This window comes from Acidithiobacillus ferriphilus, assembly GCF_028215975.1.
GTDB classification, from domain to species: domain Bacteria; phylum Pseudomonadota; class Gammaproteobacteria; order Acidithiobacillales; family Acidithiobacillaceae; genus Acidithiobacillus; species Acidithiobacillus ferriphilus.
Map to the genome: position 1 here is coordinate 2,132,501 of NZ_CP116458.1, position 25,400 is coordinate 2,157,900.

Consider the following 25,400-nt stretch of genomic DNA (forward strand, 5'->3'; position numbering starts at 1 on the left):
CGGGAAGCCATGGATCGACGCCAGGGTTCGCAGCGCGGATTTCGTTATAGCCAAGATCGTAGTGGCGGGCGATATCGAGCAGCGTATCCTGATGCCGGGCGATCACCACCTGAATCTGTCCGACCATGTTGCTGCCGGCCGCGGGCAGGGGAAACTCCGCGGCAAAGGCAGAGCTGGAAAGCAGCATCGAACAACCGGCAAGGAGACTGGGGATAATGGGATATTTCATGGTGCAGTATTTTCCTGGACTTGTTGAATATGGGTAAGATCAATCTCGACATCACCGTCGGCCTGACGCAGACGCAACCATTCCCTGCCCTGCGCGGTCCAGACGTCGAGAATAATGCCGATTTGCCACGTGCCATCCGCCAAACGCAAACGCAGTGAACGACGCTGCATCGCGGCCAGTTCTAAAGCGCTGTGCAGTGCGCAACTCACTGGTTCGCAGGTCGAGTGCACGGGTTCAGGCCTTAACGACGTCCAACCCGCCGAGGTAGGGACGCAAGGCGGTAGGAATTTCGATACATCCATCGGCGCGCTGATGGTTTTCCAGAAGGGCAACCAGGGTGCGGCCAATAGCGAGGCCAGAACCATTGAGAGTATGGGCGAGTTGCGGCTTGCCGTCTTCTGCGCGGTAGCGTAACCGCAGGCGACGCGCCTGGAAGCTTTCGAAATTGCTGCAGGAGCTGATTTCCCGGTACTGATTCTGGCCCGGCAGCCAGACTTCGAGGTCATAGGTCTTGGCAGCGCTGAAACCCAAATCCCCCGCGCAGAGGGCCATCACCCGATAGGGCAGCTCCAGAAGTTGCAATACCTTTTCGGCATGGGCGGTGAGTGCTTCGTGGGCCCGGCAGGAATCCTCGGGACGGACGATCTGCACCAACTCCACCTTGTCGAACTGATGCTGGCGGATCATGCCACGGGTGTCGCGCCCATAAGCCCCCGCTTCGCGCCGAAAACAAGGGGTGTAAGCACAGAAGCGTTGCGGCAGGGTACCGACAATCTCACCGCGCAGAAGATTGGTAAGCGGCACTTCGGCAGTGGGGATCAGGTAATAGGGGTCGTCCCTCAAAGCGAAAAGGTCTTCTTCGAATTTGGGGAGCTGCCCAGTGCCGAAGAGGGAGTCAGCGTTGGCGAGAAAGGGCGGCGCAATTTCGCAGTAGCCGTGTTCCGTCGTATGCAAATCCAGCATGAATTGCGTCAGGGCGCGCTCAAGACGGGCACCGAGGCCACGCAACACCGCAAAACGGGCGCCAGCGAGGCGGGCGCCCGCCGCGAAATCAATAATACCCAAGTCCTCACCCAGATCGACATGGTCGCGAGGAGGAAAATCGAAGGCGCGGGGTGTGCCCCAGTGACGCAACACCACATTGTCACTTTCATCGCGGCCATCGGGCACTGAATCCTGCGGGATATTGGGCAGATTGCTGGTCAGCTTCTCCCATTCGGCAAGGATGCTTTCCAGAGATTGCTCCAGGGTCCTGATCTCTTCGCCGTGCTGCGCCGCCGCAGTCTGCATCGCGCTGGTATCGAGCCCCTGACGGCGCGCCTGACCGACCTGTCTGGAGGCTTCATTACGGGCGTTGCGCACTTCTTCGAGCTGAATCTGCAGGGTTTTGCGCTGCTGATCGAGGGTGCTCAGGGCCGTCACATCCAGAGTAAAGTGACGGCGGGCGAGGCCTGCGGCTACTTTTTCTGGTGCGCTGCGCAGCAAGCTGGGATCAAGCATGGGGTTTTTTCTCTCGGACAGATTGACGATGGGCATTTATCCAGCGTAGACGTTCTTGGATACGGGCTTCCAGACCGCGGTCGCTGGGGTCATAAAAACGGGTCTGACGCAGGCCGGGGGGCAAATAATGCTGCTCCGGGGCGATGGCGTCGGGATAGTCGTGATCGTATTGATATTCCTTGCCATAATCCAGTGTTTTGAGCAGTTTCGTGGGCGCGTTGCGCAGATGGAGAGGCACCTCCGCAGTACCACCCGCCTTGACGGCGGTGCGCACAGCATTCCAGGCATCGTAGACGCGGTTACTTTTAGGGCAGCTTGCGAGGTAGACCGTGGCTTGCGCGAGGGCCAGTTCTCCCTCGGGCGAACCGAGAAAAGCGTAGGTCTCCTTGGCGGCGAGGGCCATATCCATAGCCCGCGGGTCAGCGAGGCCGATATCTTCAGAAGCCATGCGCACCAGACGGCGGGCGAGATACAAGGGATCGGCGCCCCCATCGAGCATTCGCGCCAGCCAGTAGAGCGCCGCATCGGGGTCGGAACCGCGCAGAGACTTGTGAAAAGCGGAGATTTCGTCGTAAAAGGCTTCACCGCCCTTGTCGAAGCGTCGCCAGGATTGACCGCTGGCCGCGGCGACGATTTCGGCAGTGATCTGTGTGTTACCCGCCTGCACCGGGGCCAGTTGTACCGCGAGGTCCAGCAGATTGAGGAGACGACGGGCATCGCCGTCGGCGGCGGTCAGCAAACCCTTGCGTACTTCCGGGGACATCTCTATCGCCAGATTACCCAGACCGAGCACACCATCAGCAAGGGCGTGATCGAGCACCGTGCCGAGTTCTTCACCAGTCAGCGCTTTGAGCACATAGACGCGTGCCCGGGACAGCAGGGCGTTGACCAGGGCGAAGCTGGGGTTTTCCGTCGTTGCGCCGATGAGGGTCACGACACCTTCTTCCACATGGGGCAGCAGGGCATCCTGTTGGCTTTTGTTGAAGCGATGGATTTCATCGATGAAGAGGACCGTGCCCTGGCCCAGAGACTGGGCGGCCTCGGCGCTGGTGACGGCGGCGCGGATTTCCCGTACTCCGCTGTTGACGGCAGACAGAATCTGGAAGTGCTGGCCAGCGGCATGGGCGAGGAGTTGCGCCAAGGTGGTTTTGCCACTGCCCGGCGGACCCCAGAGAATCATGGAGTGCAGATGCCCGGTCTGCACCATGGCCCGCAACGGGCCGTCCTTGCCAAGCAGATGATTCTGCCCGACATAGGCGCCCAGCGTCTGGGGACGCATACGGGCCGCCAGTGGGCGAGGGTCGCTACCGGGCAATGCTGCCATGGGGCATTCGACTCAAGCAAGCCTATCCCTTAAAAGTCCCGGGAAATGGCGGCGCCAAAGTTGAGGGCGCTGGCTTTGTAGGTGCCGGGAAATTGTTGGTTATACGAAGAGGTATTACCGGAAATAGCATAAGAGACACCCAAATCATAATGCCACGGCCCCAACCCTATACCGACGCCCAAAGAGGCCAGATTACTACTGGCCGTGGGTACCGCTGCCTGCATGCTGGAACCACTGGTGGGACTGCCCTCGTGGGCGAGCCCACCGCGGAACTCAAGATCCTGGTTCAGGTGATAGCTGAGCCCGATACGATAGGCCATGGCGGATTTCCAGCCGAGGCTGCCATAACCGGGTAACCTGGCGTTACTCCAGTCATTCCAGTCCACATCCAGTTCGGTGGCAAAGCGCGGAGTGAAGCGATAGCGGACACCCGCCTGCACGCGACTGGGGAGGCCAATACTGCCGCCGCCTGAAGAAATACTGGCCGCCGAGCGGTAACTGAGTCCCGCATTGAAGCGCTCCGTGGTGTAGAAAAGCCCGACGTTACCGCCGACACCTCCACCATTGCCGGAGTTAGGGCCAAAGGTTGCACTGAGGGTCTGGTAATAATCCAGACCCACCCCAACACTCAGATTGGGCAGCAGCAAATAGGCAACACCCGGATTCACATCGATGATCCGCAGGTCATTTTTCAGCGGCAGGGATTGTGTGGGAAAAGTCCCGGCAGGCCAGCTGCTGTTGGTGCTGAAGGGCGAAGTGATGCCGAGGCCGGCCGCCAGCGGGAGGTCATTAAAACGATGGGTCACAAAGAGATTGGGCAAAATCTGCAGATTGCTGCTGGCGTCGTAAGTAACATTGCTGTTATCCACTTTGTAAGCAGGGCGCATCGCGAGAATATCCAGGCCCACCCGGGTACCCGGGAAGAAGACCATGTCCGCAGGATTGTCGGCAAAGCTGCTGACGGGTCCGCCATCGGCTACCGTGGCGCCTGCTTCCGAAAGCCCCACCACGGAGGTCGGCGCGGCAAAACCTGCGGCATGGGATTGCGCAGCCACTAACAGGCCGAGGGTAACGAGGGCGAGGCGGGTCTTCAAAGCCGACATGCAGTACTCCAGAAAAAATTATTGCGAGAGAACATCCACACCGACTGGCGGAGTGAACTGAAACTCCTGCGCCGAAATGGGGTGATTGATTTTAATATGTGCAAAGCGGAGGACCGTCTGTTGCTGAAACGCATCTTCCATGCGCATCTGGCGCAGTGCGCCCTGCGCGTCAAAACCCATGCGCAGAGCCGTGAAGCCTTGATCCTGACCCGTTTTGGGATGGAGCAGGAGCCAGTGAAGACCGTCTTTTTGACCCAGGTCAGTGATCTTGAAGCGCCGACCGAGGTCATCGTTGCCAGCGATCAGCGCCGCAGGGGTCGATCCGAGGGCTTTGCCGAGAGGCTGTACCGTGGCCTGCTCCAGAGCGGGTTCGTAGAGCCAAACCTTCTCACCGTTGGATACAATGGTTTGCCCGTTGTTGCCGCTATAGTCCCAGCGGAATTTGCCGGGGCGGGAAATCCACAGCTTGCCACTGGCACGCTTGACGATCTGGCCGTCATGGTTGGCCACCTCCTGACTGAACTGGGCCGTGATGGTGTGGGTTTTCTGGAAAAAATCCTGCAACATCGCCAGGCCCGTGGCAGCGGCCGCGTACTGGACACCGCCCAAAATCAGCAGCGGCACCCAAAACCAGCGAGCCAAACGTGAGGCCGGTAATGGGTCGCGCATAAAGTGCAAATGGTCAGTCCCGACCGGGCGGTGCTGCTGCATAGATTTCTCTGCTCCCATTACTTTGCAAGGGACCGACCACACCAACCCGCTCCATCTCTTCGATCATGCGGGCGGCCCGATTATAACCCACCTTGAGTTGCCGCTGCACGTAAGAGATGCTCGCTTTGCGACTGCTGGTAACAATGGCCACCGCCTGATCATAGAGGGGATCGGCATCTTCCCCGCCTTCTCCGTTCATGCCCTCGCCATCGCCACTCTCATTACCCTGCACAATACGCTCGTCGTATTGTGGCGCGCCCAATTGACGCAGTGACTCCACCACGCGATGAACCTCCTCATCGCTGACAAAGGCCCCATGCACCCGCAACGGGTAACCGGAGCCGGGCGGCAGATAGAGCATGTCGCCCTGGCCCAGCAAGGTCTCCGCCCCCATCTGATCGAGAATGGTACGCGAGTCGATACGCGACGAAACCTGAAAGGCAATGCGGGTGGGGACGTTGGCCTTGATCAGTCCGGTGATTACATCCACCGAAGGGCGCTGGGTCGCCATAATGAGGTGCAGACCGGCAGCGCGCGCTTTCTGGGCCAGGCGGGTGATCAAGGTTTCCACCTGTTTACCGACCACCATCATCAGGTCCGCGAACTCATCAATGATCACCACGATAGCAGGCAGCGCGCTCAGCGCGACGGGCTCGCCATCCATATCTTTATCCGGACCCGGCAGGGGATGTCCCGAAGCTGCCGCTTCCCGCACTTTCTGATTATATCCGGCCAGGTTGCGCACTCCGGCAAAGGCCATGAGCTTATAACGCCGTTCCATCTCCGCCACGCACCAGCGCAAGGCGTTCGCGGCCTCCTTCATATCCGTTACCACCGGCGCCAGCAGATGGGGGATGCCCTCATAGATGGACAACTCCAACATCTTGGGGTCCACCATAATCAGGCGAACGTCGTCAGCAGTCGCCTTAAAGAGAATGCTGAGAATCATGGCATTGACGCCCACAGACTTGCCGGCGCCGGTGGTTCCGGCCACCAGCAGATGGGGCATCTTCGCCAGATCGGCGGACACCGGCTGACCGCCGATATCCTGTCCCAGTGCCAGCGTTAGATGGCTTTTGCTCTGGGTAAAACTGTGACTGGAAAGCACCTCGGAGAGACGCACCGTGCGCCGCTTGAGGTTCGGCACTTCGATGCCCATGGTGGCCTTACCGGGAATGGCTTCCACCACACGCACCCGCGCCGCCAGCACACGCGAAAGGTCTTTACTGAGGCCGGCGATCTGACTGACTTTGACCCCCGGTGCCGGCTCTATTTCAAAACGGGTAATCACTGGTCCGGGATGGGCCGCCACCACGGTTGTCTGCACCCCGAAGTCGGCCAGCTTTTCTTCCAGCATGCGCGACTGCTGCGCCAGCACTTCGGGTTGCAACCGGGAACCGGGGTCTTCCGCATCTGCCGAATCGAGCAGGGCAAGATCGGGAAGACCATCAGCACGCGGTGGCCCTACGGGTGCGGGCAATGGTAACTGGCGACTGCCTTTAACGACGGCCTGAGTCGGCGCTGCTGCCGGAGATTTTTTTTGCATGGCAGGCGCCAGCGTCGTGATCAGCACAGGGGCCGTTTCTTGGGCGACCACCCGTCGCCGCAAAGGCCAACGCAGGTGTGGTCGTGGCAAAGAGAGGTGCAGAGCGCGGATATGCGCCACCATCGCGCGTGGTCCCAGGCCAGTGAGCAGAAACACACCGAGAACGAACAGCAGCAGAAAGAGCAATATACTACCACCCACGCCGATAAAAGGCTGGGTATGGACACTGATTTCCTGCCCGATGATACCACCCGCGCCGTCTCCGACAATGGGCCACCACTCCGCGGGCCAAGTCAGCGCGAGAAAACTGGTCAGACCCAGCGCGATGGCAACAGCGCCCAAAGGGGCCGCCCAGCGTCCCGGATGCTGACGGAACCAACATCGCCATAGCTGCCAAGCCCACACGCCCAGCATCACAGGGAGGAGCCAGGCGATCATGCCAAAAATCTGCACCAAAAAATCAGCGAGATAGGCGCCAGCCTCACCACCCCAATTGTGCACCTGGGCACCCTTGCCACTACTAAACCAGCTGGGATCGGAGGGGTGAAAACTGAGCACGGACATTGCCATGAAGGCTGCCACCGCGATCATCATCAGCAGCAGCGCCTCGCGGCGCCACGGTTTGACACGCGACAGTTGAACCGGCTTTGCAGGGGCAGGTCGGGAGCCTCGGGACACATTACGGGCAGTGGAGCTCATATCGGCACGCTAAACGACCCCTGCACGGGTGTCAAGGAGATGCCGGGAAAGAAAGGCAAAGAAATGCTATTGTTAGCGGCTTCTAATGGTTCAGATGCAGGCGCTTATTTCGTGCCATCCGAATATCACATCAGGACGGGAGGCAGGGACGACAGCGTGGAAATGATGTTAGACTTTTCGCTAGCAGTTTCGCATAAGTCCGGGCGGGTTCGTGCTGTGCGCAACCCGTCCGATACCGTTCCCTTCTGGCAGCGAGGTACCCATGAGCGATCCGAAAAGTGTCATCGATGAAAAACATTGCCGTTTACTCATCCTGGGCTCCGGCCCCGGTGGTTATACAGCTGCTATTTACGCTGCGCGCGCCAATCTGAACCCCATACTGGTACAAGGCATGGAGCCCGGTGGCCAACTGATGACGACCACGGACGTGGATAACTGGCCCGGTGCGGCAGACGGTATCATGGGCCCGGAACTCATGCAGGAACTGGAAAAACAGGCACGCCGCTTTGATACCGAGGTTCTATTTGACCACATTCATACCGCTGACCTGAGTCAACGACCCTTTCGCCTCAGCGGAGACCAGCATTGTTATACCTGTGACGCACTGATTCTCGCTACCGGCGCTTCTGCCAAGTACCTGGGTTTGCCCAGTGAAGACCAGTTTCGAGGCAAGGGTGTCTCCGCCTGTGCGACCTGCGATGGGTTTTTCTATCGCGGGCAGGCGGTCGCCGTAGTCGGTGGCGGCAATACTGCGGTAGAAGAAGCCCTCTATCTCAGCAATATCGCCGAGCATGTAACGGTCATCCACCGTCGTAACCGGTTCCGCGCCGAAAAAATCCTGCAGGACAAGCTCATGAGCAAGGAAAATGTCACCATTATCTGGGATCACTCTGTGGACGAGGTGCTGGGTGACAACTCCGGGGTCACCGGCTTGCGGATTAAGCATGTAGAAAACGGCAGCACCCAGGACCTGACGCTGACGGGGGTGTTCATTGCCATCGGCCACCAACCCAATACCAGCCTTTTCAAGGGACAACTGAAAATGGACGAAGCGGGCTACCTGGTTACTCGCGGCGGGCGCGATGGCATGGCAACAGCCACCAGCATTGCCGGTGTGTTTGCGGCGGGCGACGTGCAGGACTATGTCTATCGCCAAGCGGTAACCAGCGCGGGTAGCGGTTGCATGGCGGCGCTGGACGCAGAGCGTTGGCTGGAGCAGCAAGAGGACTAAGCACATGGGGCGGCGGCCACATGTGCCGGAGAAGCAAGAGCCGGTGACCGATGCAGAAGAAGCAGATTGCTTTCTGCGGGCGGTGGCTGATGTCCGGCCCCTGCCAGCGCCGCCGCCTCCCCCACGTCCTGTACCACCACCGCCCTTGCCGCGGCAGCGGCAGCGGGATGATCTGGCCGTTCTCGAAGTACTGGACCACGGTCTGAACGGCGATGAAGTCTTGGAATCCGGAGACGAATGGCTCTATTTGCGGTCCGGCTTATCTCCGGCGCTGCTACGGGACTTGCGCCGGGGACGGTTCCGGATTCAGGAGCGGCTCGATCTGCATGGCTGTACCGTAGAAGAGGCACGCACTGAACTGGCGACATTTTTGCGGGAAGCGCGGCAATGGCGCTGGACGTGCATTTGCGTCATCCATGGCAAGGGACTGGGATCCCCTGGTCGTGTTCCCGTCCTGAAAAGACTGGTGGGCGGCTGGCTGATGCGTCGCCAGGAGGTGCTGGCCTTTGCTCAGGCGCGCCCGGAAGAAGGGGGCAGCGGTGCATTGCGTGTTCTGCTGGGCTGGCCGCGTCGAAGATAAGCACCAAGCCACGAAGCGCGCTCAGATCTGCGCCACGTTGTAGGGCGGCTGGCTATCATTCCCGCCGCTCCCAGCGCTCCCGAACAGGCACGGCACCTTCCGCACTCGCCAGAGAGGCCAGGATTGGGCAGTTTGCAACAGAACCGTGACCGGGACAGCACTCAGCCTGCTGCGCAAGGGCTGTGCGCATCCGTTGCAAGTCGGCGATTTTGTAATCAATTTCGGCAATCTTTTGCGCGATAAGGGCTTTGACCTCACCCATATCATTCTCGACACGACTACCGATATCCAGCAACTCCTTCACCTCTGCCAGAGAAAAGCCGAGATTCTGCGCACGCCGGATAAAACGCAGACGGGATTCCGCCTCAGCATCGTACAGGCGATAGTTGGACCGGGTCCGCTGCACCGGCCGGATGAGTCCAATCCGCTCGTAATAGCGCAAAGTCTCCGCGGCGAGCCCGGCTTCACGCGCCAAACGACCAATAGTCACTGGGGGTTGCATTATATGTCCATCCGCTTAAATGGCGCTTTTAAGCGTACACTGTACGCTTAAGCTATAGTGTCCATTGTAAAGCACCTAGTCAACACCAGTGTCCAACCGCCGTACACCAGCCATTTCCTGGCCGAAAAGACCCTCCACACAGCTCGTGGCAAAGACTCCGGCGGGGAGAAAAAAACTCAGGACAAGGGTCTGCGCATCCTGCCAGTCGCTGGTCAGGGTCTCGGGACGCGCGCGCAGGGGCCGCCGGGCGGCATCCAGACCTTGTTCCGCAAGGCGTTGTGCCCAGCGCAGCCCATCGTCTCCCGCACCAGCGATGATGGGCCCGGCACTCAGGGCTGAGTTCTCTAGCGCAATGGCGGCGGCAGTCGGTGCCAACCCACCGCGACCCGGTAAAGGGCCGGTGGGATGCAGGTCCCAGTCGGTGGCGCGCGCCTGCAAATCAGACAGATCGTCGTCTGCCGCCAAGAAAATGCTGTGCGAGCCCACCAGTTGCACGATCTCGCCCGGCAAAATCTGCGCCCAGTTCGCTTGCCGCACCCGTTCAGCGAGGACCAGGTTGAACAGAGCAGAGCGGGCGGCGGACCAGAGCAGGCCACGCCGATGGCGGTCTATCCGCATCGGCTGCCCAGATAGCAGTCGCGCGGCTTCCTGCAGATTACGATGCCCGAAACGCTGAGCACCGAAATAGTTGGGGAACCCCTCCTTCATGAGACTTTGCAGGCGAGCGTCCCAGAGACTGCGCGCTCCCGTGGTAGCACGCAAAACGAGCCGGAAGTGATTACCACGCAATACGCCTCGACGCAATTTACGGTCATGGCGGCTGATTTGCTGAAAATGCAGGCTGCCATCTTCCAGGCTAGCCCAGTCCGGATCGGGCCCCGGCATGGCCGGCACCGTAAAACTCTGCCGGGTAATGGCATGGCGATCCTTGAGACCGGCAAAGCCCACATCGCGCACCGCCACCCCCGCACAGTGCGCCAGGCGGTTGGCCACATCCTGGGTATTGAGGCCGCGCTTCTCCACCACCAGCCAGTGATGGGCGCCTGAACCAGATGCGGTAAAGGGCAGCAGTTCCGTGACCTGAAAGTCTTCCGGAGTCTGTCGCAATTCGGCGCCGAGCAGGCCGCCCTCTGCGGGATAGATGCGCGGCGGACTTTCAGGCATGTTGAATCAGAACGACGGCATGGGCGGCAATGCCTTCACCCCGACCGGTGTAGCCCAATTGCTCGGTGGTGGTCGCTTTGATGTTGATCGCATCAAGCTCCACGGCGAGGTCGGCAGCAATATAGGCGCACATCTGCGGGATGTGAGCTGCCAATTTGGGACGCTGACAGACAATGGTCGCGTCCACATTACCCACCGAAAAACCTTGCCCCTGAACCAACTGGTGACAATGCCGGAGCAGGAGCCGGGAATCCGCGCCCGCGAAACGGACGTCGGTGTCGGGGAAATGGCGACCGATGTCGCCCAGGGCAGCCGCCCCCAACAGGGCATCGCAGATGGCGTGAAGGAGCACATCGGCATCGGAGTGGCCGGCCAGGCCGAATTTGTAGGGGATCGTCACACCGCCGAGAACAAGGGGTCTACCCGTCACCAACGCATGCACGTCAAAGCCATGACCAATACGCAGTTGCATGGGGGTTATCCTTCTTCATCACGAGCCGCAAGAACGGCGGCAGCCAGCACGAGATCATCCCGCAGGGTGACTTTGATATTGTCACCATGCCCATGAATCAAACGGGGGCGCCAACCCCGCCATTCCATCGCCGAGGCCTCATCGGTAATCTGCAGATTCTGCTCGCACGCTGCGTCCAGGGCAGCCAGCAGGGCGCCGAGGGGAAAGGCCTGGGGTGTGAGAGCACGCCACAGCCCCTCACGATCTACGGTGCCCACGGAGTGAGTATTCTCAGCGCGCTTCAGTGTATCGGCAAGTGGTACGGCGAGAAGCGCACCTTGGGGCGAATCCGCCAGGCTGTCGAGCAAGAGTAACAGGTCTTCGCGACGCAGACAGGGCCGGGCGGCGTCATGCACCAGCACCCAGTCGGACACCGCTGCCCCCTGCCGCAGCAGCGCCTCCAGACCGAGGCGCACCGAATCCGCACGCCGAGCACCGCCGGCGACAGGGGACAGGAACGGCTCCTGCATGGGTCCCAGCAACTCCCGCCAGCCTCCAGTCGCAATATCCTCGCCCGGCAGAACCAACTGAATGCCCGCGACACGCGGCTCCCGAAAAAAGGCCGCCAGGGTATGGGCAATGACGGGACGGCCGCGCAGCAGCACGTACTGCTTGGCCTGCTCCGCCCCAAACCGCTGTCCCCGCCCTCCCGCCGGGATCACCACCCAGACGCGCTCCATATAACCCTCCCCCGAACATTATGGACCAAAACTGCAAACCCGAAGTATCCGCAGTCTTTAGGGGGGGTGCAAGAAAGCGACGCCGCTTTTTTGCAGTTTCCACAGCGCCCCTTTACACTATAGCCCTTCAGAGTCCCCACATAAGATCAGATATTCTTGGATCGAAGTCTTTTTCTCGGCACCCCGCCGCGCGCCGGGGCGGCACGCGCATTTAGTCAACTCTACGGTGCCGCGGATAGCTGGCTGGCGGCGCAGATGGCACGCCAGTGGCAGCGTCCGCTGCTGATTTTGCTGCCGAACGCCCGCGACGTGGAGGAATGGCAGCGCGAATGGCGCTTTTTCGCACCAGACTTGCCAGCGCCGCTGATTTTCCCGGACCGCGAAATTCTGCCCTATGATCGCCTGGCGCCGCCGCCCGATGCCACAGCCACCCGGCTGGCCACCCTTGCCGCTCTGCCGAACTGGCGTGGCGTTTGCCTCGCTCCCCTGTCCGCCGTCCTGCAACATCTGCCACCGCGTAGTTTTCTCGACCAGCACGCTTTTGTCCTCGCCGTGGGTGACCACCTGAATCCGGAAGGTTTTCGTCAACGCCTGATCGATGCTGGCTATCACAATGTCAGTGAAGTCTCGGAAGCTGGCGAATTGGCCTGGCGCGGCGGAATCATCGATCTCTTTCCCAGTGGCAGCGCCCTACCCTACCGCATTGAACTCTTCGATACCGTGGTAGAAAGCATCCGTGCCTTCGATCCGGAAACTCAGCGTACCCAGCAAAAAGTCGAGCGAGTCTCTCTGCTCCCGGCGCGGGAGGTACCGGTGGACGCTGCCGCACTACAGGAATTTCGCAGCCAGTTCCGCGCCCGCTTCAGCGGTGATCCACAGCGTGCCGAGATTTATCGGACAGCCAACCGCGGACAGGTCCCCCAAGGGGCTGAGCATTATCTCCCGTTATTTTTCCCCCAGAGCAGCCATCTGCTCATGCACTTCGCCAAAGATGGTGTCGTTTTTCTACCCCCCGGCCTGGAGACATCCGCCCGGCACATTCGCCAGGACTGGCAGGAGCGGCATGAGGAGCGGGCCCACGACACGGCTTATCCCATACTATCCCCCGACGAGCTCCTCTTAACCCCCGGTGAATGGGAAGACATCCTGCGTGGTCGTGCGCTGGTGCATGGTCAAACGGAAGGCGACGGAGAGCGTCTACTGACAGCCCCCCTACCTGATCTGCACGGCACACCGGAAGCGCCATTGGCCGCGCTCGACGTTTTTCTGCGCCACCTGCCCACAGAGGGCCGGATCATTCTCGCGGCGGAATCGCCAGGCCGTCAGGAGGCTCTCTCAGAACGCCTCGGCAAAGCGGGGCTGCTTCCTGTCCGTGTCCATGACTGGCCGGAGTTCCTGGCTGGCACAGAACGGATCGCCATCACCGTGGCGCCCCTGGAACGCGGCCTGCTCATCAAGGAAAATGGCCTGGTCAGACTGGCGCTGATCTCCGAGGCGCAGATTTTCGGCGACCGCGTCTTTGTCCAACGGCGCAGCGCCCATACCCGACAGCGTAGCATCGAGGGTCTGGTCCGTGATCTCGGCGATTTACAGTCGAATGACCCTGTCACCCACGAAGAATATGGCATCGGCCGTTTTCAGGGTCTGGCCACGCCCTTTGCGGCACAGGGCGACATCAACGAATACGTGATCCTGGAGTACGCCAACGGCGATCTCGTCTACGTCCCGGCGGATCATCTGGATCGTATCACCCGTTACGTGGGTAACGGTGCAACGGAGCCGGTGCTCTCCCGTCTGGGCAGCAATCACTGGGAAAAGGCAAAAGCCAAGGCGCGGCAGAAGGCGATTGATGCCGCCACCGAGCTGCTGGATATCTATGCCCGGCGCGCGGCGCGCGCCGGGCGGGCTTTTCCCGCCCCGGACGACGCCTACTGGGAATTCGTGTCCCGCTTTCCCTTTGAGGAAACTCCGGATCAGCAGCAGGCCATCGACGCCGTCATTAGCGACATGACCAGTCCCCACCCCATGGATCGCCTGGTCTGCGGCGATGTGGGCTTCGGCAAAACAGAGGTGGCACTCCGCGCGGCTTTCCTGGCGGCGCACGGCGGTACACAGGTGGCGGTGCTGGTACCCACCACCCTCCTCGCCCAGCAGCATTACAAAAATTTTCAGGATCGCTGTGCCGGACTGCCCCTGCGCGTGGAAGTGCTCTCCCGTTTCCAGGGCGCCAACGCGCACAAGCAGGTGCTCGCCGCCGTGGCCGCCGGGGAGGTGAATATCCTCATCGGCACCCATCGTTTGCTGCAAAAGGATGTCGCCTTCCACGATCTGGGCCTGCTGATTCTCGACGAAGAGCACCGCTTCGGCGTACGTCAAAAGGAACGAATCAAGGCCCTGCGCGCCGAGGTGGATATTCTCACCCTGACCGCCACGCCGATTCCCCGCACCCTGAATCTCTCCCTCGCCGGTCTGCGCGACTTATCCATCATCGCCACCCCACCCCAGCGTCGCCAGCCAGTGCGCACCTTTGTCCAGGTCTGGGATGACGCCACAGTGGTTGAGGCCTGCCAGCGCGAAATGCATCGCGGTGGTCAAGTGTACTTCTTACACAATGAAGTGCGCGACATCGAGCGCATGGCCACCACCCTGCGCCGCCTGTTACCGGAAGCGCGCCTGCGCGTCGCCCATGGCCAGATGCCCGAGGGCGAGCTGGAAGCGGTGATGCTGGATTTTTATCACCAACGCTTCGACATACTCCTCAGCACCACCATTATCGAATCCGGCATCGACAATCCGCACGCCAACACCATCCTCATCAATCGTGCCGATAAATTCGGGCTCGCCCAGCTCCATCAGTTGCGTGGCCGGGTGGGGCGCTCGCATCAGCGCGCCTACGCTTATTTGTTCACCCCGGACCCACGCGCCATGAGCAACGATGCCCGGCGCCGTCTGGACGCCATCCAGTCTCTGGAGGACCTTGGTGTCGGCTTCGCACTGGCGAGCCACGATCTGGAAATCCGCGGGGCTGGTGAGCTGCTCGGTGAAGAACAGAGTGGGCACATGGATGAGATCGGCTTCACCCTCTTCATGGAATGGCTGAACGATGCGGTAGAGGCCATCCGTGCCGGACGCGATCCCCACAGTCTCGAAGATCGACGCGCCAGCAGTCCGGAAATCCATCTCAACACCCCGGCGCTCATCCCCGACGATTACCTGCCGGATGTACACCTGCGTCTGCAATTCTATAAACGCCTCAGCGATGTGCGCAGCGATGCCGCGATCGGAGAAATCATGGTGGAGATGATTGACCGCTTCGGACCCATTCCTGCGCCCACCCGCACCTTGCTCTGTCAGACCCAGTTACGGCTGCTGGCCACCCAAATCGGCATCGAACAGATCGATGCCGGCCCCGCTGGTGCTCGTCTGCAATTCGCCGCCGAAAATCAGGTGGCTCCTGAAAAAATCATCCAGCTCATCCAGCAGCCCCACAGCATCTACCAACTGGACGGCGAGCACCGCCTGCGCATTCGCCGCGACCTGCCCGATGGCGAAGCGCGCTGTCAGGAATTATTGCAACTCATTGATCAAATAAGGACTTAGCCATGAGCAGCACGCGCCTCGCCATTCTCAGTCCCGCTCCACACGGCCCCATGAGCCTGCCGGCCAGCATGGGCCAACTGGTGGCGGATGTGGAAAGCCACCAGGAAGTCTGGGGCTGCTGGCTGCAAAGCTGGGATTTGCCGGTCACCGTCGGCGAAATCGCCCCCTTCCTCGACGAACTCTCGCGCCAGGCCCTGCATCAGGAGCGAGAAGTGATCTGGGCTCCTATGAGCAGCGCCAGCAGTACTGTACGTCTGGTGCTGCATGGTGCGGCACAGCCCGAGGCACTGCGCCGGGCACTGACCACCCTGCATCTGCAAAGCTTTATGCCGGGTCGCGTGCTCCATTGTCAGGGAGAAGATCTGGCCATCGTCCTGCACGGTCCCAGCGGTCCCTTGGGCGCCAGCAACCACCGTCTCATTGAAGCCCTGGAAGGCGTCTTTCTGGATGTTGCCGTGACACCGCTCTGGGGTAAGGGTCATTTCCGATTATTGCTGGCCGATATGGACTCGACCTTGATCGACATTGAATGCATTGATGAAATGGCCGACCATCTTGGTCTCAGGCGCCAGGTCTCCGCCATCACCGAACGCTCCATGGCAGGCGAACTGGATTTTCAAACCTCCCTGCGCGAACGAGTGCGCCTGCTGGCCGGGACACCCGCGAGCACCATCGACACCATCATCCGTGAGCGCTTGCGGCTCAGCCCCGGTGCCCGTGAACTGGTGGCAGCGGCCAAGGCCCAAGGCGTGGAAGTCGGTGTCGTATCCGGCGGCTTCACCCAGTTTACCCGCCACCTGCAAGAAACGCTGGACCTCGACTACGCCTTCGCCAATACCCTGGAGATCATCGACGGGCAAATCACCGGCCAAGTGCTCGGCGACATCGTCGATGCCGCCGCCAAGGCCGACCTCCTCGACCTGCTGGCCCTCAATCTGGGCACCGATGCCAGTCATTGCATCGCTATTGGTGATGGTGCCAATGACCTGCCCATGATCCGCAAGGCTGGAGTTGGCATTGCCTATCACGCTAAAACAGTCGTCCGCGCTCAGGCTGATTTTCAAATTCGCTATGGGGGTCTCGACACAGCATCTACCTATCTCGGCTGGGGCAACATCTGAGATCCGCACTCTGATAACCGTTATTTGATACTTGATTTTGTTTTAGACTATGTCTACCATCGGTCCTATGCAGCATCCACAGGAGACTTAAGATGAAACTGACCAGTATAGAAGGCCAAAGCGTCCCCCAGACCATATTCCGCACCCGCGCCAACCATCAGTGGCGCGACGTCAGCAGCGCCGAGCTTTTCAAGGACAAGACCGTGATCGTGTTCTCACTGCCCGGCGCCTATACCCCGACCTGTTCCTCTAGCCATCTGCCGCGCTACAACGAGCTCGCGCCCACTTTTCGCGCCAACGGTGTTGATGACATCCTCTGCATATCGGTAAATGACGCCTTCGTCATGGACGCCTGGGCCAAAGAACTTGCCGTCGAAAACATCCATTTGATTCCCGATGGCAATGCAGAATTTACCAACGGCATGGGTATGCTGGTGGACAAAAGCGACCTGGGCTTTGGCAAACGTTCCTGGCGCTACTCCATGCTGGTGAAAAATGGCGTGATCGAAAAAATGTTTATCGAGCCCGACAAGCCTGGTGACCCCTTTGAGGTTTCCGACGCAGACACCATGCTTCACTACATCAATCCTGAAGCACGCGACCCCGAATTCGTCACCGTCTTCACCCGCGAAGGCTGCCCGCACTGTGCCCGCGCCAAGGCACTGTTAAAGGCACACGATATGACATTTGAAGAAATCAAAACGGGTATGGGAACCGGCGTCAGTTCGCGGACTATTCGTGCTGTGAGCGGACACTCCACCGTACCCCAGGTCTTTATCGGCGGCAAACACATCGGCGGTGCCGACGATCTGGAGAAATATTTCAGCTCTCTTCCCCGCTGAAACACATGTCACGGAGAGGACGGCCACCCTCACCAACACCCAGCAAAAGCGAGATGCCATGACACAATCCTATGATCTCATTGTTATCGGTGGGGGCAGCGGCGGCATCGCCATGGCCAACCGTGCCGCCCGCTACGGGGCGCGCACCGCCCTGATAGCCGCCGGTCCCCTGGGCGGCACCTGCGTGAATGTGGGTTGTGTTCCCAAAAAAATCTTCTGGAACGCCGCACACCTTGCCGGACAAATGAAAATGGCGGAAGAGTACGGCTTTGATGCCTTGCAACCCCAATTTCACTGGGAATCTCTGAAGCGGCAGCGCGACGCATATATTGAACGCCTGCACGACCGTTATGCCCAAGGTTTGGACGGTAACGGCGTCACCCTCATCCGCAATCATGCCCGCTTCTCCGGCACCCATCAAATCACTGCCGGCGATGAAGTCCTGAATGCGACACATATTTTGATCGCCACCGGTGGCCAGCCGGTCTGGCCCGACATTCCGGGTGCGGAACTAGGCATCACCTCGGACGGTTTCTTCGCGCTGGAAACAATGCCTCGCTCTGTAGCCATAGTGGGTGCGGGTTACATCGCGGTGGAGCTCGCCGGGGTACTTCATGCCCTCGGCAGTGACGTTTCCCTGGTCATGCGCCGCAACCATTTCCTGAACGATTTCGAACCGATGCTCCGTGAAAATCTCATGGATGCCATGCTCCATCAGGGTATCAGCCTCCTTGCCCAACGCCAGGTCCGGGAAGTGGAAAAACGTGCTGATGGCCTGTGCCTGCACTTCCAGGATGGGGACTGTCTTGGTGGGTTGGAAACCATCATCTGGGCCATCGGTCGTCGTCCCAACAGCACCGATCTCGGCTTGGAGCAGGCAAATATTACCACCGACACCCAGGGATTCATCACCGTAGATGCGTTCCAGAATACTGAAACATCGGGTATCTACGCGGTTGGCGATGTGACCAGCGGCCCGGCACTCACGCCCGTAGCCATCGCCGCCGGGCGCCGCCTCGCCGACCGCCTCTTCAATGCCCAGACAGAGCGCCGTCTCGACGCCCATCTGGTCCCCACCGTTATCTTTAGTCATCCGCCCATCGCGACGGTCGGGCTCAGTGCGGCAGCCGCCCAGGCGCAATATGGTGAAGAAGCGGTAAAGGTATATCAAACGACCTTCACCCCGTTGGTTCGCGCCTTTTCTGCGGAGCCGGAAAGAACCGCGATGCAACTGGTTACCGTAGGTCGGGAGGAAAAAATCGTCGGACTGCACGCCATTGGCGACAGCGTGGATGAAATGCTTCAGGGCTTTGCGGTGGCTCTACGTATGGGGGCCACCAAGCGCGATTTTGATGACACCATCGCCATCCATCCCACCGGCGCCGAAGAATTCGTCACCATGCGCTGATGACCACCGTGCAGCCATCGGGGATTACTTTTTGCCATGTAACCGTTTGAGGGCTTCCGGCCCCACCCCAGTGCCACAACTGCACAGGGGACAAATCGCGAGCAGTGGCACGGCCTGTTCCAACACCTTGCGCACCCGTTCCATCCCCTCGTGCATGACCGCGTCGATGGCCTCCATGGTAATAGGCTCTGCCGACTTGCCCGCCGCCGAATTAACCACCAGCGACAAAGGCGCGTAGCATAGTCCGATTTCCCGTGCCAGTACCGCCTCTGGAGCGCCCGTCATCCCCACGACATCTCCGCCATCCCGCTCAATGCGGCGGATTTCCGCCGTGGTCTCCAAACGCGGCCCCTGAGTAGCCGCATAGGTACCACCGCCAACCACGGCAATGCCGGCAGTTCCTGCGGCTTTAAGCAGACGCTCACGCACTCTCGGGCAATAAGGCTCGGAAAAATCGATATGCACCACCATGCTCTCCCCTCCTTCAAAGAAGGTACTGGGGCGCCCGCTGGTATAATCAATCAGCTGATCAGGCAGACAAATAACGCCTGACCGCATAGCTGCAGAGATTCCGCCCACCGCCGCCACCGCAATAACGTGGGTCACCCCCACATGGTGGAGTGCCCAGATATTAGCGCGATAATTGACCCGATGCGGAGGAATGGTATGGCCGTAACCATGGCGGGCGATGAAAACAACCTCCTGCCCGCCCAGTTGACCGAATGTCAGGGGGCCGGAAGCCTCCCCAAAAGGGGTACGGATGACCCGGCGGTTGTTAATCTGCAGATTCTTGAGACGGGTTAGGCCACTGCCACCGATAATGCCGACCACACCCATCAATTGTCCTCCAGCAAAACAAAAATGCCCGGCGCATTACGCCCCAAGCCACGCGCGTCCAGTCCGTAACCAAAAACAAAATGATCCGGCACTTCCAGTCCGACATAATCCACCTGCACTTCTACCGTGCGCGGACGCTTTTTTCGCACCATTACCGCCGTATGAATAGCCGCGGCACCTTCCGCCACGCAGTATTCCTGCAGAGCCTGCAGGGTAATCCCCTCATCCAGGATATCATCCACCAGTAACACTACCGCGCCCGCCAGGCTTTCTTTGGGCCGTGTGCGCCACTGCAAACTACCACCACTGGTTTCCGCACCGTAGCGACTCACTTGTACGCAGTCGAGCACCAGGGGGAAATGCAGGTGAGGCATCAGTTGACCAACCACCACCACGGCACCCGTCAGCACACAAAGCAACACCACCGGACGTCGCGGCGTCAGATGTTCGAAGTCCTGATTAATGGCAACGGCCATCCGCTGGATGGCCGCTTCCACCTCTTCCGCACTAAACAGATGCTCAGCGGGCCCTAAGTGGGTAGGTGTCATAATGGCATTAGTAGGTAAAGGTAACCACGTTGTCGTCCATGGCCTGCTCAATGACATAAGCACCACCGACGACATCCTGGATTTCGGGGATCAGGTCTTCCTTGGTGCATTCCCACAACTCAAGGGTTGGGGTGCAGACAAAGAACTTTACGCCCGCCTCGTGGGCATCCTTGATAAAGTCATAGACACTCTTGGGGCTGCCCGGCATAACGAACATTTTTTCTGCAACGCCCTTCTTGGCCAATTCGCCCGCGCGGGCGGTCAGCACAACTTCCACCTCAAAATCCATCGCCGCAGCCACCGTCGCCTGAAAGAAAGGCGCGCCCAACTCCTGGGGGTTGGAAGGATCGGTGTTCACCATAACCATCAACAATTTATCAGCCATGCGTATCTCCTAAAAAAATCGGCCCGTCCATCATAACCGCCGCAGGCCGACGCCGCGCCATGAAATGATTGATTACGCCATAAAAAGTCGCAGGGCCTTGGCAAGAATTCTTAGCTATCTGTTTCGAGTGTCTCTATACGGCGCGCCCGGCTGGCTCGGGTCAGGATATCCCGCTCCTCTGCCAATGCCCGCTTGGCCACCTGAATGGCTTCTAACAGATCTTGGCGTTTGGACTCAACCAAGTCACCACCGGCATCCATCAGGCGTGCGGTTTTCTCCTGGATTTCATCGATGAGCACGCCGACACGCACTTCGGCCAGCGACTCCAGATTACGCAAGCGATCCCGTCCCTTATCCATAGCGCGACGCAGTTCCTGACGCGTCTCTACGCCACTGGCCGGGGCCAGCAACAGGGCACCGACCGCACCGACCAGCACTCCGATAACAAAGCCTTCCGCATTCTTCATTGTGGTCTCCTTGCTGTTTCCAGCTAATGTTTCCGGGAAAAGTAACGCCATCCCGTGCGCAACGCACGGTACCATAAACCCAGTTCGTGAAGCGGCTGAACCAGGGTATCCGTCGTGTCCATAATCTCCTGACTCAGATACTTGAGCGTGGAATCCACTCGTTTCATCTGTGCACGCCCAGTCTGGGTAATATGTTTAATGTCCGCCAAGGCTATCTTGATATCAAACATCAGCGGTCCAACGTCCTGCTCAACCCTGGCCAACAGCCTTTCCAGACGCAAGTGGGTCCGTATCAGCACAGCCGCCGTCACCGCAATGATCAACAGAATAATGATCATGACAATGGCAATGATGGTTACCCCTGTGCCGACGCTCATCTTTTCCCCCAGAACTTCCGCATACCGGAAGCAAATCCCTTAACGCAGTAAAGAGCAAAAACTTCGGCCATCACGCCTTGCCCGCCCGCCATCTCGTCCTATTATAGGCTGCATCTGCAGCCTGGGTAAAACCGCAGGCGCGATGTGATGCGCACCGAGTTCATTGGAATGACAATACCTGCCCCATAACCGCCAGTCCGGCGATACCCAGCAACCCCAAAGCCACTCTGCTCCAAATCTGTCGTGCACCGGTCAGTACATATTGTGGATGCCGGTGATGATACGTTCGCCAAACCACCCAGAGCAGCCCCAGCCATAAGCCGGACAGCAACCACGCCCCCAACACATCGCTCGGCCAATGCGCCCCCAGGATCAGGCGACTCCAGGAGATAGCTGCGACCAATGCCGCGAGCAATGCCACCATCGCCAGACGCAGACCGCGATGCCGCAGCATGGCAAGGAGGTACAGGGCCAGAAGGCCATAGACCACCAGACTGAGACTCACGTGTCCGCTGGGAAATGCGGGTGACAGCATTTTTATCGCGGTCGGAGGCCGGGTCCGCACCGTAGTCATCTTTACCAATTGGACAAGCATGGCGAATACCGCCGTACCCGACACCAGCAGAATGCCATCGAAGAAACGCCACGCAGCGAAGCAAGCAGCCGCCATCAGCGCCACCAGCCAAGGCAGAACATCCGGTCCACCGAGCCGGGTCACCCCGGTCCAGAATGGCTGCCAGGCAGGGTCCCGGAACTGCAGAATCTCCGCCTCCCAACGGGCATCCTGCAGTGCCAGACGATGCAAGAACACACCCGCCAGAAAATCACCCACGTAAAGCCAGAGCAACGCTGCCACCCCCAGACCGAGCAGCAATAAAGCCAACAACTCCCAGCGTTGTGGTCCACGCAAATTTCAAAGCCCCGTATGAAAGCGCCGCCACAACAACAATACGGCGATCAATACCGCGACGATGCTCAGCACCAACACCGCCGCCGCGCCATAATCCTTGGCGCGCGCCACCAGAGGATGATATTCCGGGTTTACCAGGTCAGCGATGGATTCTACAGCGCTGTTGAGCAACTCTGCCGCCAGCACTGCACCCATAAGCAAAATACCAACCCCCCACCAGATGAGCGATGCCTGGGTCCAGTACAAAAGGATCACACCCATCACAACTGCCAACAATTCTGTCCGAAAACTGGCCTCCTCACGGGCCGCGATCCACAGCCCATGCCCCGCAAAAAGGGCACGCCGCCAAAGTGCGCTGTTTTTTTTCACCAGCCCCCCCGTTCGCGCAGGGACAAGGGTTCGCCATCGCCGACAATAAAGTGATCCAGCAAACGCAGGTCAACCAGTTGCATGGCCTGATCCAAACGCCGCGTCAGGGAAAGATCTGCCGCACTGGGTTCCGCCACGCCGGAGGGATGATTATGCGCAACGATGAGCGCCGCGGCATTCAACTCCAGGGCACGCTTCAGCACTTCGCGAATGTGCACGGTAGCGCCGTCGATGGTTCCCAGGAACATCTCCTCAAAACGCAACACCCGATGGCGATTATCCAAAAAAATCACGGCAAAAACCTCACGACAGCGGTCGCGCAAAGTGGCAGACAGATACTGTCGCACCCGCTGCGGCGAATCAAGACCATCTCCTCGCTGCCATTCCTCGGCGAGATGACGCTTGCCCATTTCCAGCACCGCCTGCAAGAGCGCATATTTGGCGTCTCCGAGCCCTTTATGCGCACAAAAATCATGATGAGACGCAGTGAGCAATGCCCGCAAACTGCCAAAGTTTTGCAACAAGTCCCTGGCCAAATCCACCGCACTTTTGCCCACCACGCCCACCCGCAGAAAAATCGCCAGCAACTCCGCATCCGACAGTGTCGCCGCCCCTTTTTGCAATAATCTTTCCCGCGGACGCTCATCCGCCGGCCAATCAGTGATGGCCATACGCTCCCTCCTTCCCTTACCTCAGGAATGTGATATCCATTGACGCCGCCTTGTGGCACCCTCCCACATCGACTAACATCTCGAGAGTGAAGGATTCCTGAAGCGACATGGCTACGATACGTAAACGGAAGGATCGCTGGCAAGCGATGGTGCATTGAAGAGGAATGATGGACATATGAAACTCCTGCTCACCGGTACCAACGGCTTCGTCGGCCAGCACGTGCGAGCGGCGCTGCCCTGCATGCCATTGCCCGACGGGCTGGATCTGCGTGACCGCGCGGCCCTGACTGCCGCAGTGGTCGCCATCCAGCCGGACACCGTCCTGCACCTGGCGGCCCAGAGTTTCGTGCCAGCCGCCTTCGAGAATCCCCGCGAGACCTTCGACATCAATTTCTATGGCACCTTGAATCTGCTGGAAGCCCTACAGGCTGCGGAGTTCACAGGGCGGATGCTCTTTGTCGGCTCGGGCGACGCCTATGGACAAGTGGAGGAGCGAAATCTACCGGTGCGCGAAGATCACCCCCTGCGTCCTCGCAATCCCTATGCCGTGAGCAAAGTGGCCGCCGAGGCGCTGTGCTACCAGTGGAGCCAGACGGCGGGCTTCGAGATCGTCATGGTACGGCCCTTCAACCATATTGGACCCAGCCAGAGCCCGCGCTTCGCCATTGCCGACTTTGCCCGGCAGGTGACGGAAATCCGCCTGGGCCGCCGTGCGCCAGTCCTGCAGGTGGGCGATATCGACGTCACCCGAGACTTCACCGACGTACGCGACGTGGTACGCGCCTATAGCCTGCTGCTGGAGCAGGGCCGGAATGGCGGGATCTATAACGTCTGCTCGGGGCGGGAATACAGTATCCGCGACTTGTTGCAGCGACTGATCACCCTTGCCGGTGTCGATGCCACGATTGAACAGGACCCGGCGCGCCTGCGCCGGGCCGAACAGCGCCGGATGGTCGCCAGTTTTGAGGCGTTGCATCGGGACACCAGCTGGCAACCAGCGATACCCGTGGAAAAAAGTCTTCAGGATTTACTCAACGATTGGAAGGAACAACTGCAATGACAAAACACGCCCTCATCACCGGCATCACCGGCCAAGACGGTGCCTACCTGGCTCAACTGCTCCTGGAAAAAAACTATCACGTTTACGGCCTCATCGCCCGCCGCGGGACAGATACCACGGGCCGTTTGCACGAACTGGGCATCGCCGGTCAGGTGCATTTGCTGGATGGCGATCTGATCGATCCGTCTTCCATGATCCGCGCCCTGGAAAAGTCGAAAGCCGAAGAAGTGTATAATCTGGGTGCTCAAAGCTTTGTGGCCACCTCCTGGGATCAGCCCATCCTCACGGCGGAAGTGACAGGGGTCTCCGTGGTGAAGATGCTCGAAGCCCTCCGCATCGTCAATCCCCAGGCTCGCTTCTATCAAGCATCCACCAGTGAAATGTTCGGCCAGATTCAGGAACCGCTCCAGACAGAACGTACGCCTTTTTACCCACGCAGTCCTTACGGCGTCGCCAAGCTCTATGGACATTGGATCACGGTCAATTACCGTGAGAGCTTCGGCATGCATGCCTCTAGTGGCATTCTCTTTAATCATGAGTCCCCCCTGCGTGGTACTGAGTTCGTGACGCGCAAAATCACCGTGGCCCTGGCGCGTATTCGCCATGGCCTGCAGGACGTACTGGAACTCGGCAATCTCGACAGCAAACGTGATTGGGGTTTTGCCGGAGACTATGTGCGCGCCATGTGGGCGATGCTGCAACAGGAACAGCCAGATGATTATGTGATCGCCACAGGTGAGACCTGGACGGTGCGGCAGTTTGTCGAAAAAGCGGCTGCGCATGTCGGGTTTGATATAGAGTGGCGGGGTGAAGCCGAGCAGACACAAGGCATCGATCGGAAAAGCGGAAAAATTATCGTCCGCGTCAATCCCGCTTTTTACCGACCTGCCGAGGTGGACGTGCTGATCGGCGATCCCGCCAAAGCCCATCAGAAACTAGGCTGGAAACGTGAGGTCGGCTTCGATGCACTGGTGCGGATGATGGCGGAGGCCGATTTGCGGCGGGCGGCAAAGTAATCGCGTTCA

General features: G+C 59.6%; 27 protein-coding genes (1 of these 27 cut by a window edge). 8 read left to right on the plus strand and 19 right to left on the minus strand.

The window, feature by feature from the left end; genetic code table 11:
• The 7 genes in view from PJU76_RS10675 to PJU76_RS10705 are tightly spaced (at most 29 nt apart) and all read right to left on the minus strand, a layout consistent with a single transcriptional unit that may run on beyond the window.
• Nucleotides 1–229, minus strand: the 5' end (the start) of a protein-coding gene (locus tag PJU76_RS10675) for a L,D-transpeptidase family protein (RefSeq protein ID WP_271779522.1). It extends 815 nt beyond the left edge of the window; 229 of the gene's 1,044 nt are visible here — the first part of the coding sequence; its start codon is at nt 227–229; the stop codon falls past the left edge of the window.
• Nucleotides 226–459, minus strand: coding sequence for a Rho-binding antiterminator (locus PJU76_RS10680; protein WP_215848879.1), 234 nt, complete (start codon nt 457–459; stop codon nt 226–228). Before PJU76_RS10680 ends, PJU76_RS10675 begins: the two co-directional genes overlap by 4 nt.
• 4 nt (nt 460–463) lie before the next feature.
• Nucleotides 464–1,729 (minus strand): serine--tRNA ligase, encoded by a 1,266-nt coding sequence (serS, locus tag PJU76_RS10685; protein WP_271779523.1) that lies wholly within the window; start codon nt 1,727–1,729, stop codon nt 464–466.
• Entirely contained in the window at nt 1,722–3,053 is a 1,332-nt protein-coding gene (locus PJU76_RS10690) for a replication-associated recombination protein A (RefSeq protein ID WP_271779524.1), read from the minus strand. Before PJU76_RS10690 ends, serS begins: the two co-directional genes overlap by 8 nt.
• Before the next feature lie 29 nt (nt 3,054–3,082).
• Nucleotides 3,083–4,156 carry an OmpP1/FadL family transporter gene (locus PJU76_RS10695; RefSeq protein ID WP_271779525.1) on the minus strand — a complete coding sequence of 358 codons (1,074 nt, stop codon included), beginning with the start codon at nt 4,154–4,156 and terminating at the stop codon, nt 3,083–3,085.
• A gap of 18 nt (nt 4,157–4,174) precedes the next feature.
• Entirely contained in the window at nt 4,175–4,867 is a 693-nt protein-coding gene (gene lolA, locus PJU76_RS10700; RefSeq protein ID WP_271779526.1) for an outer membrane lipoprotein chaperone LolA, read from the minus strand.
• Entirely contained in the window at nt 4,839–7,112 is a 2,274-nt protein-coding gene (locus PJU76_RS10705) for a DNA translocase FtsK (RefSeq protein ID WP_271779527.1), read from the minus strand. Before PJU76_RS10705 ends, lolA begins: the two co-directional genes overlap by 29 nt.
• 262 nt (nt 7,113–7,374) lie before the next feature.
• Between PJU76_RS10705 and trxB the strand changes: the two genes are divergently transcribed.
• Together trxB and PJU76_RS10715 are read left to right on the plus strand one after the other, a co-directional pair.
• Nucleotides 7,375–8,343: a thioredoxin-disulfide reductase gene (trxB, locus tag PJU76_RS10710; protein ID WP_271779528.1), complete on the plus strand. Its 969-nt coding sequence runs from the start codon at nt 7,375–7,377 to the stop codon at nt 8,341–8,343.
• 4 nt (nt 8,344–8,347) lie between these two features.
• Nucleotides 8,348–8,923, plus strand: coding sequence for a Smr/MutS family protein (locus PJU76_RS10715; RefSeq protein ID WP_271779529.1), 576 nt, complete (start codon nt 8,348–8,350; stop codon nt 8,921–8,923).
• Nucleotides 8,924–8,978: 55 nt separating this feature from the next.
• Here PJU76_RS10715 and PJU76_RS10720 read toward each other — a convergent pair whose 3' ends face one another.
• From PJU76_RS10720 to ispD, 4 genes are all read right to left on the minus strand, one after another.
• Nucleotides 8,979–9,425: a heavy metal-responsive transcriptional regulator gene (locus tag PJU76_RS10720; RefSeq protein WP_271779530.1), complete on the minus strand. Its 447-nt coding sequence runs from the start codon at nt 9,423–9,425 to the stop codon at nt 8,979–8,981.
• A gap of 75 nt (nt 9,426–9,500) precedes the next feature.
• Nucleotides 9,501–10,589: a tRNA pseudouridine(13) synthase TruD gene (truD, locus tag PJU76_RS10725; RefSeq protein WP_271779531.1), complete on the minus strand. Its 1,089-nt coding sequence runs from the start codon at nt 10,587–10,589 to the stop codon at nt 9,501–9,503.
• The gene (ispF, locus tag PJU76_RS10730; RefSeq protein WP_271779532.1) at nt 10,582–11,061 is read right to left on the minus strand and encodes a 2-C-methyl-D-erythritol 2,4-cyclodiphosphate synthase; all 480 of its coding nucleotides are present in this window, start codon (nt 11,059–11,061) and stop codon (nt 10,582–10,584) included. Before ispF ends, truD begins: the two co-directional genes overlap by 8 nt.
• 5 nt (nt 11,062–11,066) lie before the next feature.
• On the minus strand, nt 11,067–11,780 hold the full coding sequence (ispD, locus tag PJU76_RS10735; RefSeq protein WP_271779533.1) for a 2-C-methyl-D-erythritol 4-phosphate cytidylyltransferase: 714 nt from the start codon (nt 11,778–11,780) through the stop codon (nt 11,067–11,069).
• Nucleotides 11,781–11,936: 156 nt separating this feature from the next.
• Between ispD and mfd the strand changes: the two genes are divergently transcribed.
• The 4 genes from mfd to gorA all read left to right on the plus strand — a co-directional run bounded on the left by mfd (nt 11,937) and on the right by gorA (nt 18,751).
• Nucleotides 11,937–15,380 (plus strand): transcription-repair coupling factor, encoded by a 3,444-nt coding sequence (mfd, locus tag PJU76_RS10740; RefSeq protein ID WP_271779534.1) that lies wholly within the window; start codon nt 11,937–11,939, stop codon nt 15,378–15,380.
• 2 nt (nt 15,381–15,382) lie between these two features.
• Nucleotides 15,383–16,501 (plus strand): phosphoserine phosphatase SerB, encoded by a 1,119-nt coding sequence (serB, locus tag PJU76_RS10745; protein ID WP_271779535.1) that lies wholly within the window; start codon nt 15,383–15,385, stop codon nt 16,499–16,501.
• Nucleotides 16,502–16,593: 92 nt separating this feature from the next.
• A complete protein-coding gene (locus PJU76_RS10750) occupies nt 16,594–17,343 on the plus strand; it encodes a glutathione peroxidase (RefSeq protein WP_271779536.1) in 750 nt (249 codons plus the stop codon).
• A gap of 58 nt (nt 17,344–17,401) precedes the next feature.
• The gene (gorA, locus tag PJU76_RS10755) at nt 17,402–18,751 is read left to right on the plus strand and encodes a glutathione-disulfide reductase (RefSeq protein ID WP_271779537.1); all 1,350 of its coding nucleotides are present in this window, start codon (nt 17,402–17,404) and stop codon (nt 18,749–18,751) included.
• A gap of 24 nt (nt 18,752–18,775) precedes the next feature.
• Here the strand turns inward: gorA and PJU76_RS10760 are convergent, their stop codons facing one another.
• The 8 genes from PJU76_RS10760 to radC form a co-directional block, all read right to left on the minus strand.
• Nucleotides 18,776–19,588 carry an S-methyl-5'-thioinosine phosphorylase gene (locus tag PJU76_RS10760; protein ID WP_215861824.1) on the minus strand — a complete coding sequence of 271 codons (813 nt, stop codon included), beginning with the start codon at nt 19,586–19,588 and terminating at the stop codon, nt 18,776–18,778.
• Nucleotides 19,588–20,136: a hypoxanthine-guanine phosphoribosyltransferase gene (locus PJU76_RS10765; RefSeq protein ID WP_271779538.1), complete on the minus strand. Its 549-nt coding sequence runs from the start codon at nt 20,134–20,136 to the stop codon at nt 19,588–19,590. Before PJU76_RS10765 ends, PJU76_RS10760 begins: the two co-directional genes overlap by 1 nt.
• 7 nt (nt 20,137–20,143) lie before the next feature.
• The gene (locus tag PJU76_RS10770; RefSeq protein WP_215848863.1) at nt 20,144–20,521 is read right to left on the minus strand and encodes a DsrE/DsrF/DrsH-like family protein; all 378 of its coding nucleotides are present in this window, start codon (nt 20,519–20,521) and stop codon (nt 20,144–20,146) included.
• A 110-nt stretch (nt 20,522–20,631) separates the two neighbouring features.
• Complete coding sequence (locus PJU76_RS10775; protein ID WP_271779539.1) at nt 20,632–20,988, minus strand: YtxH domain-containing protein; 357 nt, start codon at nt 20,986–20,988, stop codon at nt 20,632–20,634.
• Between the two features lie 23 nt (nt 20,989–21,011).
• On the minus strand, nt 21,012–21,365 hold the full coding sequence (locus PJU76_RS10780) for a hypothetical protein (RefSeq protein ID WP_215848862.1): 354 nt from the start codon (nt 21,363–21,365) through the stop codon (nt 21,012–21,014).
• A 160-nt stretch (nt 21,366–21,525) separates the two neighbouring features.
• A complete protein-coding gene (locus PJU76_RS10785; RefSeq protein WP_271779540.1) occupies nt 21,526–22,275 on the minus strand; it encodes a phosphatase PAP2 family protein in 750 nt (249 codons plus the stop codon).
• A 3-nt stretch (nt 22,276–22,278) separates the two neighbouring features.
• Nucleotides 22,279–22,644: a diacylglycerol kinase gene (locus PJU76_RS10790; RefSeq protein WP_271779541.1), complete on the minus strand. Its 366-nt coding sequence runs from the start codon at nt 22,642–22,644 to the stop codon at nt 22,279–22,281.
• A complete protein-coding gene (gene radC / locus PJU76_RS10795; protein ID WP_215861829.1) occupies nt 22,641–23,315 on the minus strand; it encodes a RadC family protein in 675 nt (224 codons plus the stop codon). The genes PJU76_RS10790 and radC overlap by 4 nt, the downstream gene beginning before the upstream one ends.
• Before the next feature lie 175 nt (nt 23,316–23,490).
• Here radC and PJU76_RS10800 point away from each other — a divergent pair, with 175 nt between their 5' ends.
• Entirely contained in the window at nt 23,491–24,375 is an 885-nt protein-coding gene (locus tag PJU76_RS10800) for a GDP-mannose 4,6-dehydratase (protein WP_271779542.1), read from the plus strand.
• Complete coding sequence (gene gmd / locus PJU76_RS10805) at nt 24,372–25,391, plus strand: GDP-mannose 4,6-dehydratase (protein ID WP_271779543.1); 1,020 nt, start codon at nt 24,372–24,374, stop codon at nt 25,389–25,391. The genes PJU76_RS10800 and gmd overlap by 4 nt, the downstream gene beginning before the upstream one ends.
• Nucleotides 25,392–25,400 lie beyond the last annotated feature (9 nt).

Coding starts and splice junctions, on each gene's coding strand:
- PJU76_RS10715 (WP_271779529.1), top strand. CDS start 8,348: ATGGGGCGGCGGCCACATGTGCCGGAGAAGCAAGAGCCGGTGACCGAT.
- truD (WP_271779531.1), bottom strand. CDS start 10,589: ATGCCTGAAAGTCCGCCGCGCATCTATCCCGCAGAGGGCGGCCTGCTC.
- gorA (WP_271779537.1), top strand. CDS start 17,402: ATGACACAATCCTATGATCTCATTGTTATCGGTGGGGGCAGCGGCGGC.
- PJU76_RS10750 (WP_271779536.1), top strand. CDS start 16,594: ATGAAACTGACCAGTATAGAAGGCCAAAGCGTCCCCCAGACCATATTC.
- ispD (WP_271779533.1), bottom strand. CDS start 11,780: ATGGAGCGCGTCTGGGTGGTGATCCCGGCGGGAGGGCGGGGACAGCGG.
- PJU76_RS10690 (WP_271779524.1), bottom strand. CDS start 3,053: ATGGCAGCATTGCCCGGTAGCGACCCTCGCCCACTGGCGGCCCGTATG.
- PJU76_RS10720 (WP_271779530.1), bottom strand. CDS start 9,425: ATGCAACCCCCAGTGACTATTGGTCGTTTGGCGCGTGAAGCCGGGCTC.
- radC (WP_215861829.1), bottom strand. CDS start 23,315: ATGGCCATCACTGATTGGCCGGCGGATGAGCGTCCGCGGGAAAGATTA.
- serS (WP_271779523.1), bottom strand. CDS start 1,729: ATGCTTGATCCCAGCTTGCTGCGCAGCGCACCAGAAAAAGTAGCCGCA.
- PJU76_RS10705 (WP_271779527.1), bottom strand. CDS start 7,112: ATGAGCTCCACTGCCCGTAATGTGTCCCGAGGCTCCCGACCTGCCCCT.
- PJU76_RS10760 (WP_215861824.1), bottom strand. CDS start 19,588: ATGGGTGTGGTCGGCATTATCGGTGGCAGTGGCCTAACCCGTCTCAAG.
- PJU76_RS10770 (WP_215848863.1), bottom strand. CDS start 20,521: ATGGCTGATAAATTGTTGATGGTTATGGTGAACACCGATCCTTCCAAC.
- PJU76_RS10800 (WP_271779542.1), top strand. CDS start 23,491: ATGAAACTCCTGCTCACCGGTACCAACGGCTTCGTCGGCCAGCACGTG.
- lolA (WP_271779526.1), bottom strand. CDS start 4,867: ATGCAGCAGCACCGCCCGGTCGGGACTGACCATTTGCACTTTATGCGC.
- PJU76_RS10780 (WP_215848862.1), bottom strand. CDS start 21,365: ATGAGCGTCGGCACAGGGGTAACCATCATTGCCATTGTCATGATCATT.
- gmd (WP_271779543.1), top strand. CDS start 24,372: ATGACAAAACACGCCCTCATCACCGGCATCACCGGCCAAGACGGTGCC.
- PJU76_RS10775 (WP_271779539.1), bottom strand. CDS start 20,988: ATGAAGAATGCGGAAGGCTTTGTTATCGGAGTGCTGGTCGGTGCGGTC.
- trxB (WP_271779528.1), top strand. CDS start 7,375: ATGAGCGATCCGAAAAGTGTCATCGATGAAAAACATTGCCGTTTACTC.
- PJU76_RS10695 (WP_271779525.1), bottom strand. CDS start 4,156: ATGTCGGCTTTGAAGACCCGCCTCGCCCTCGTTACCCTCGGCCTGTTA.
- serB (WP_271779535.1), top strand. CDS start 15,383: ATGAGCAGCACGCGCCTCGCCATTCTCAGTCCCGCTCCACACGGCCCC.
- PJU76_RS10765 (WP_271779538.1), bottom strand. CDS start 20,136: ATGACACCTACCCACTTAGGGCCCGCTGAGCATCTGTTTAGTGCGGAA.
- ispF (WP_271779532.1), bottom strand. CDS start 11,061: ATGCAACTGCGTATTGGTCATGGCTTTGACGTGCATGCGTTGGTGACG.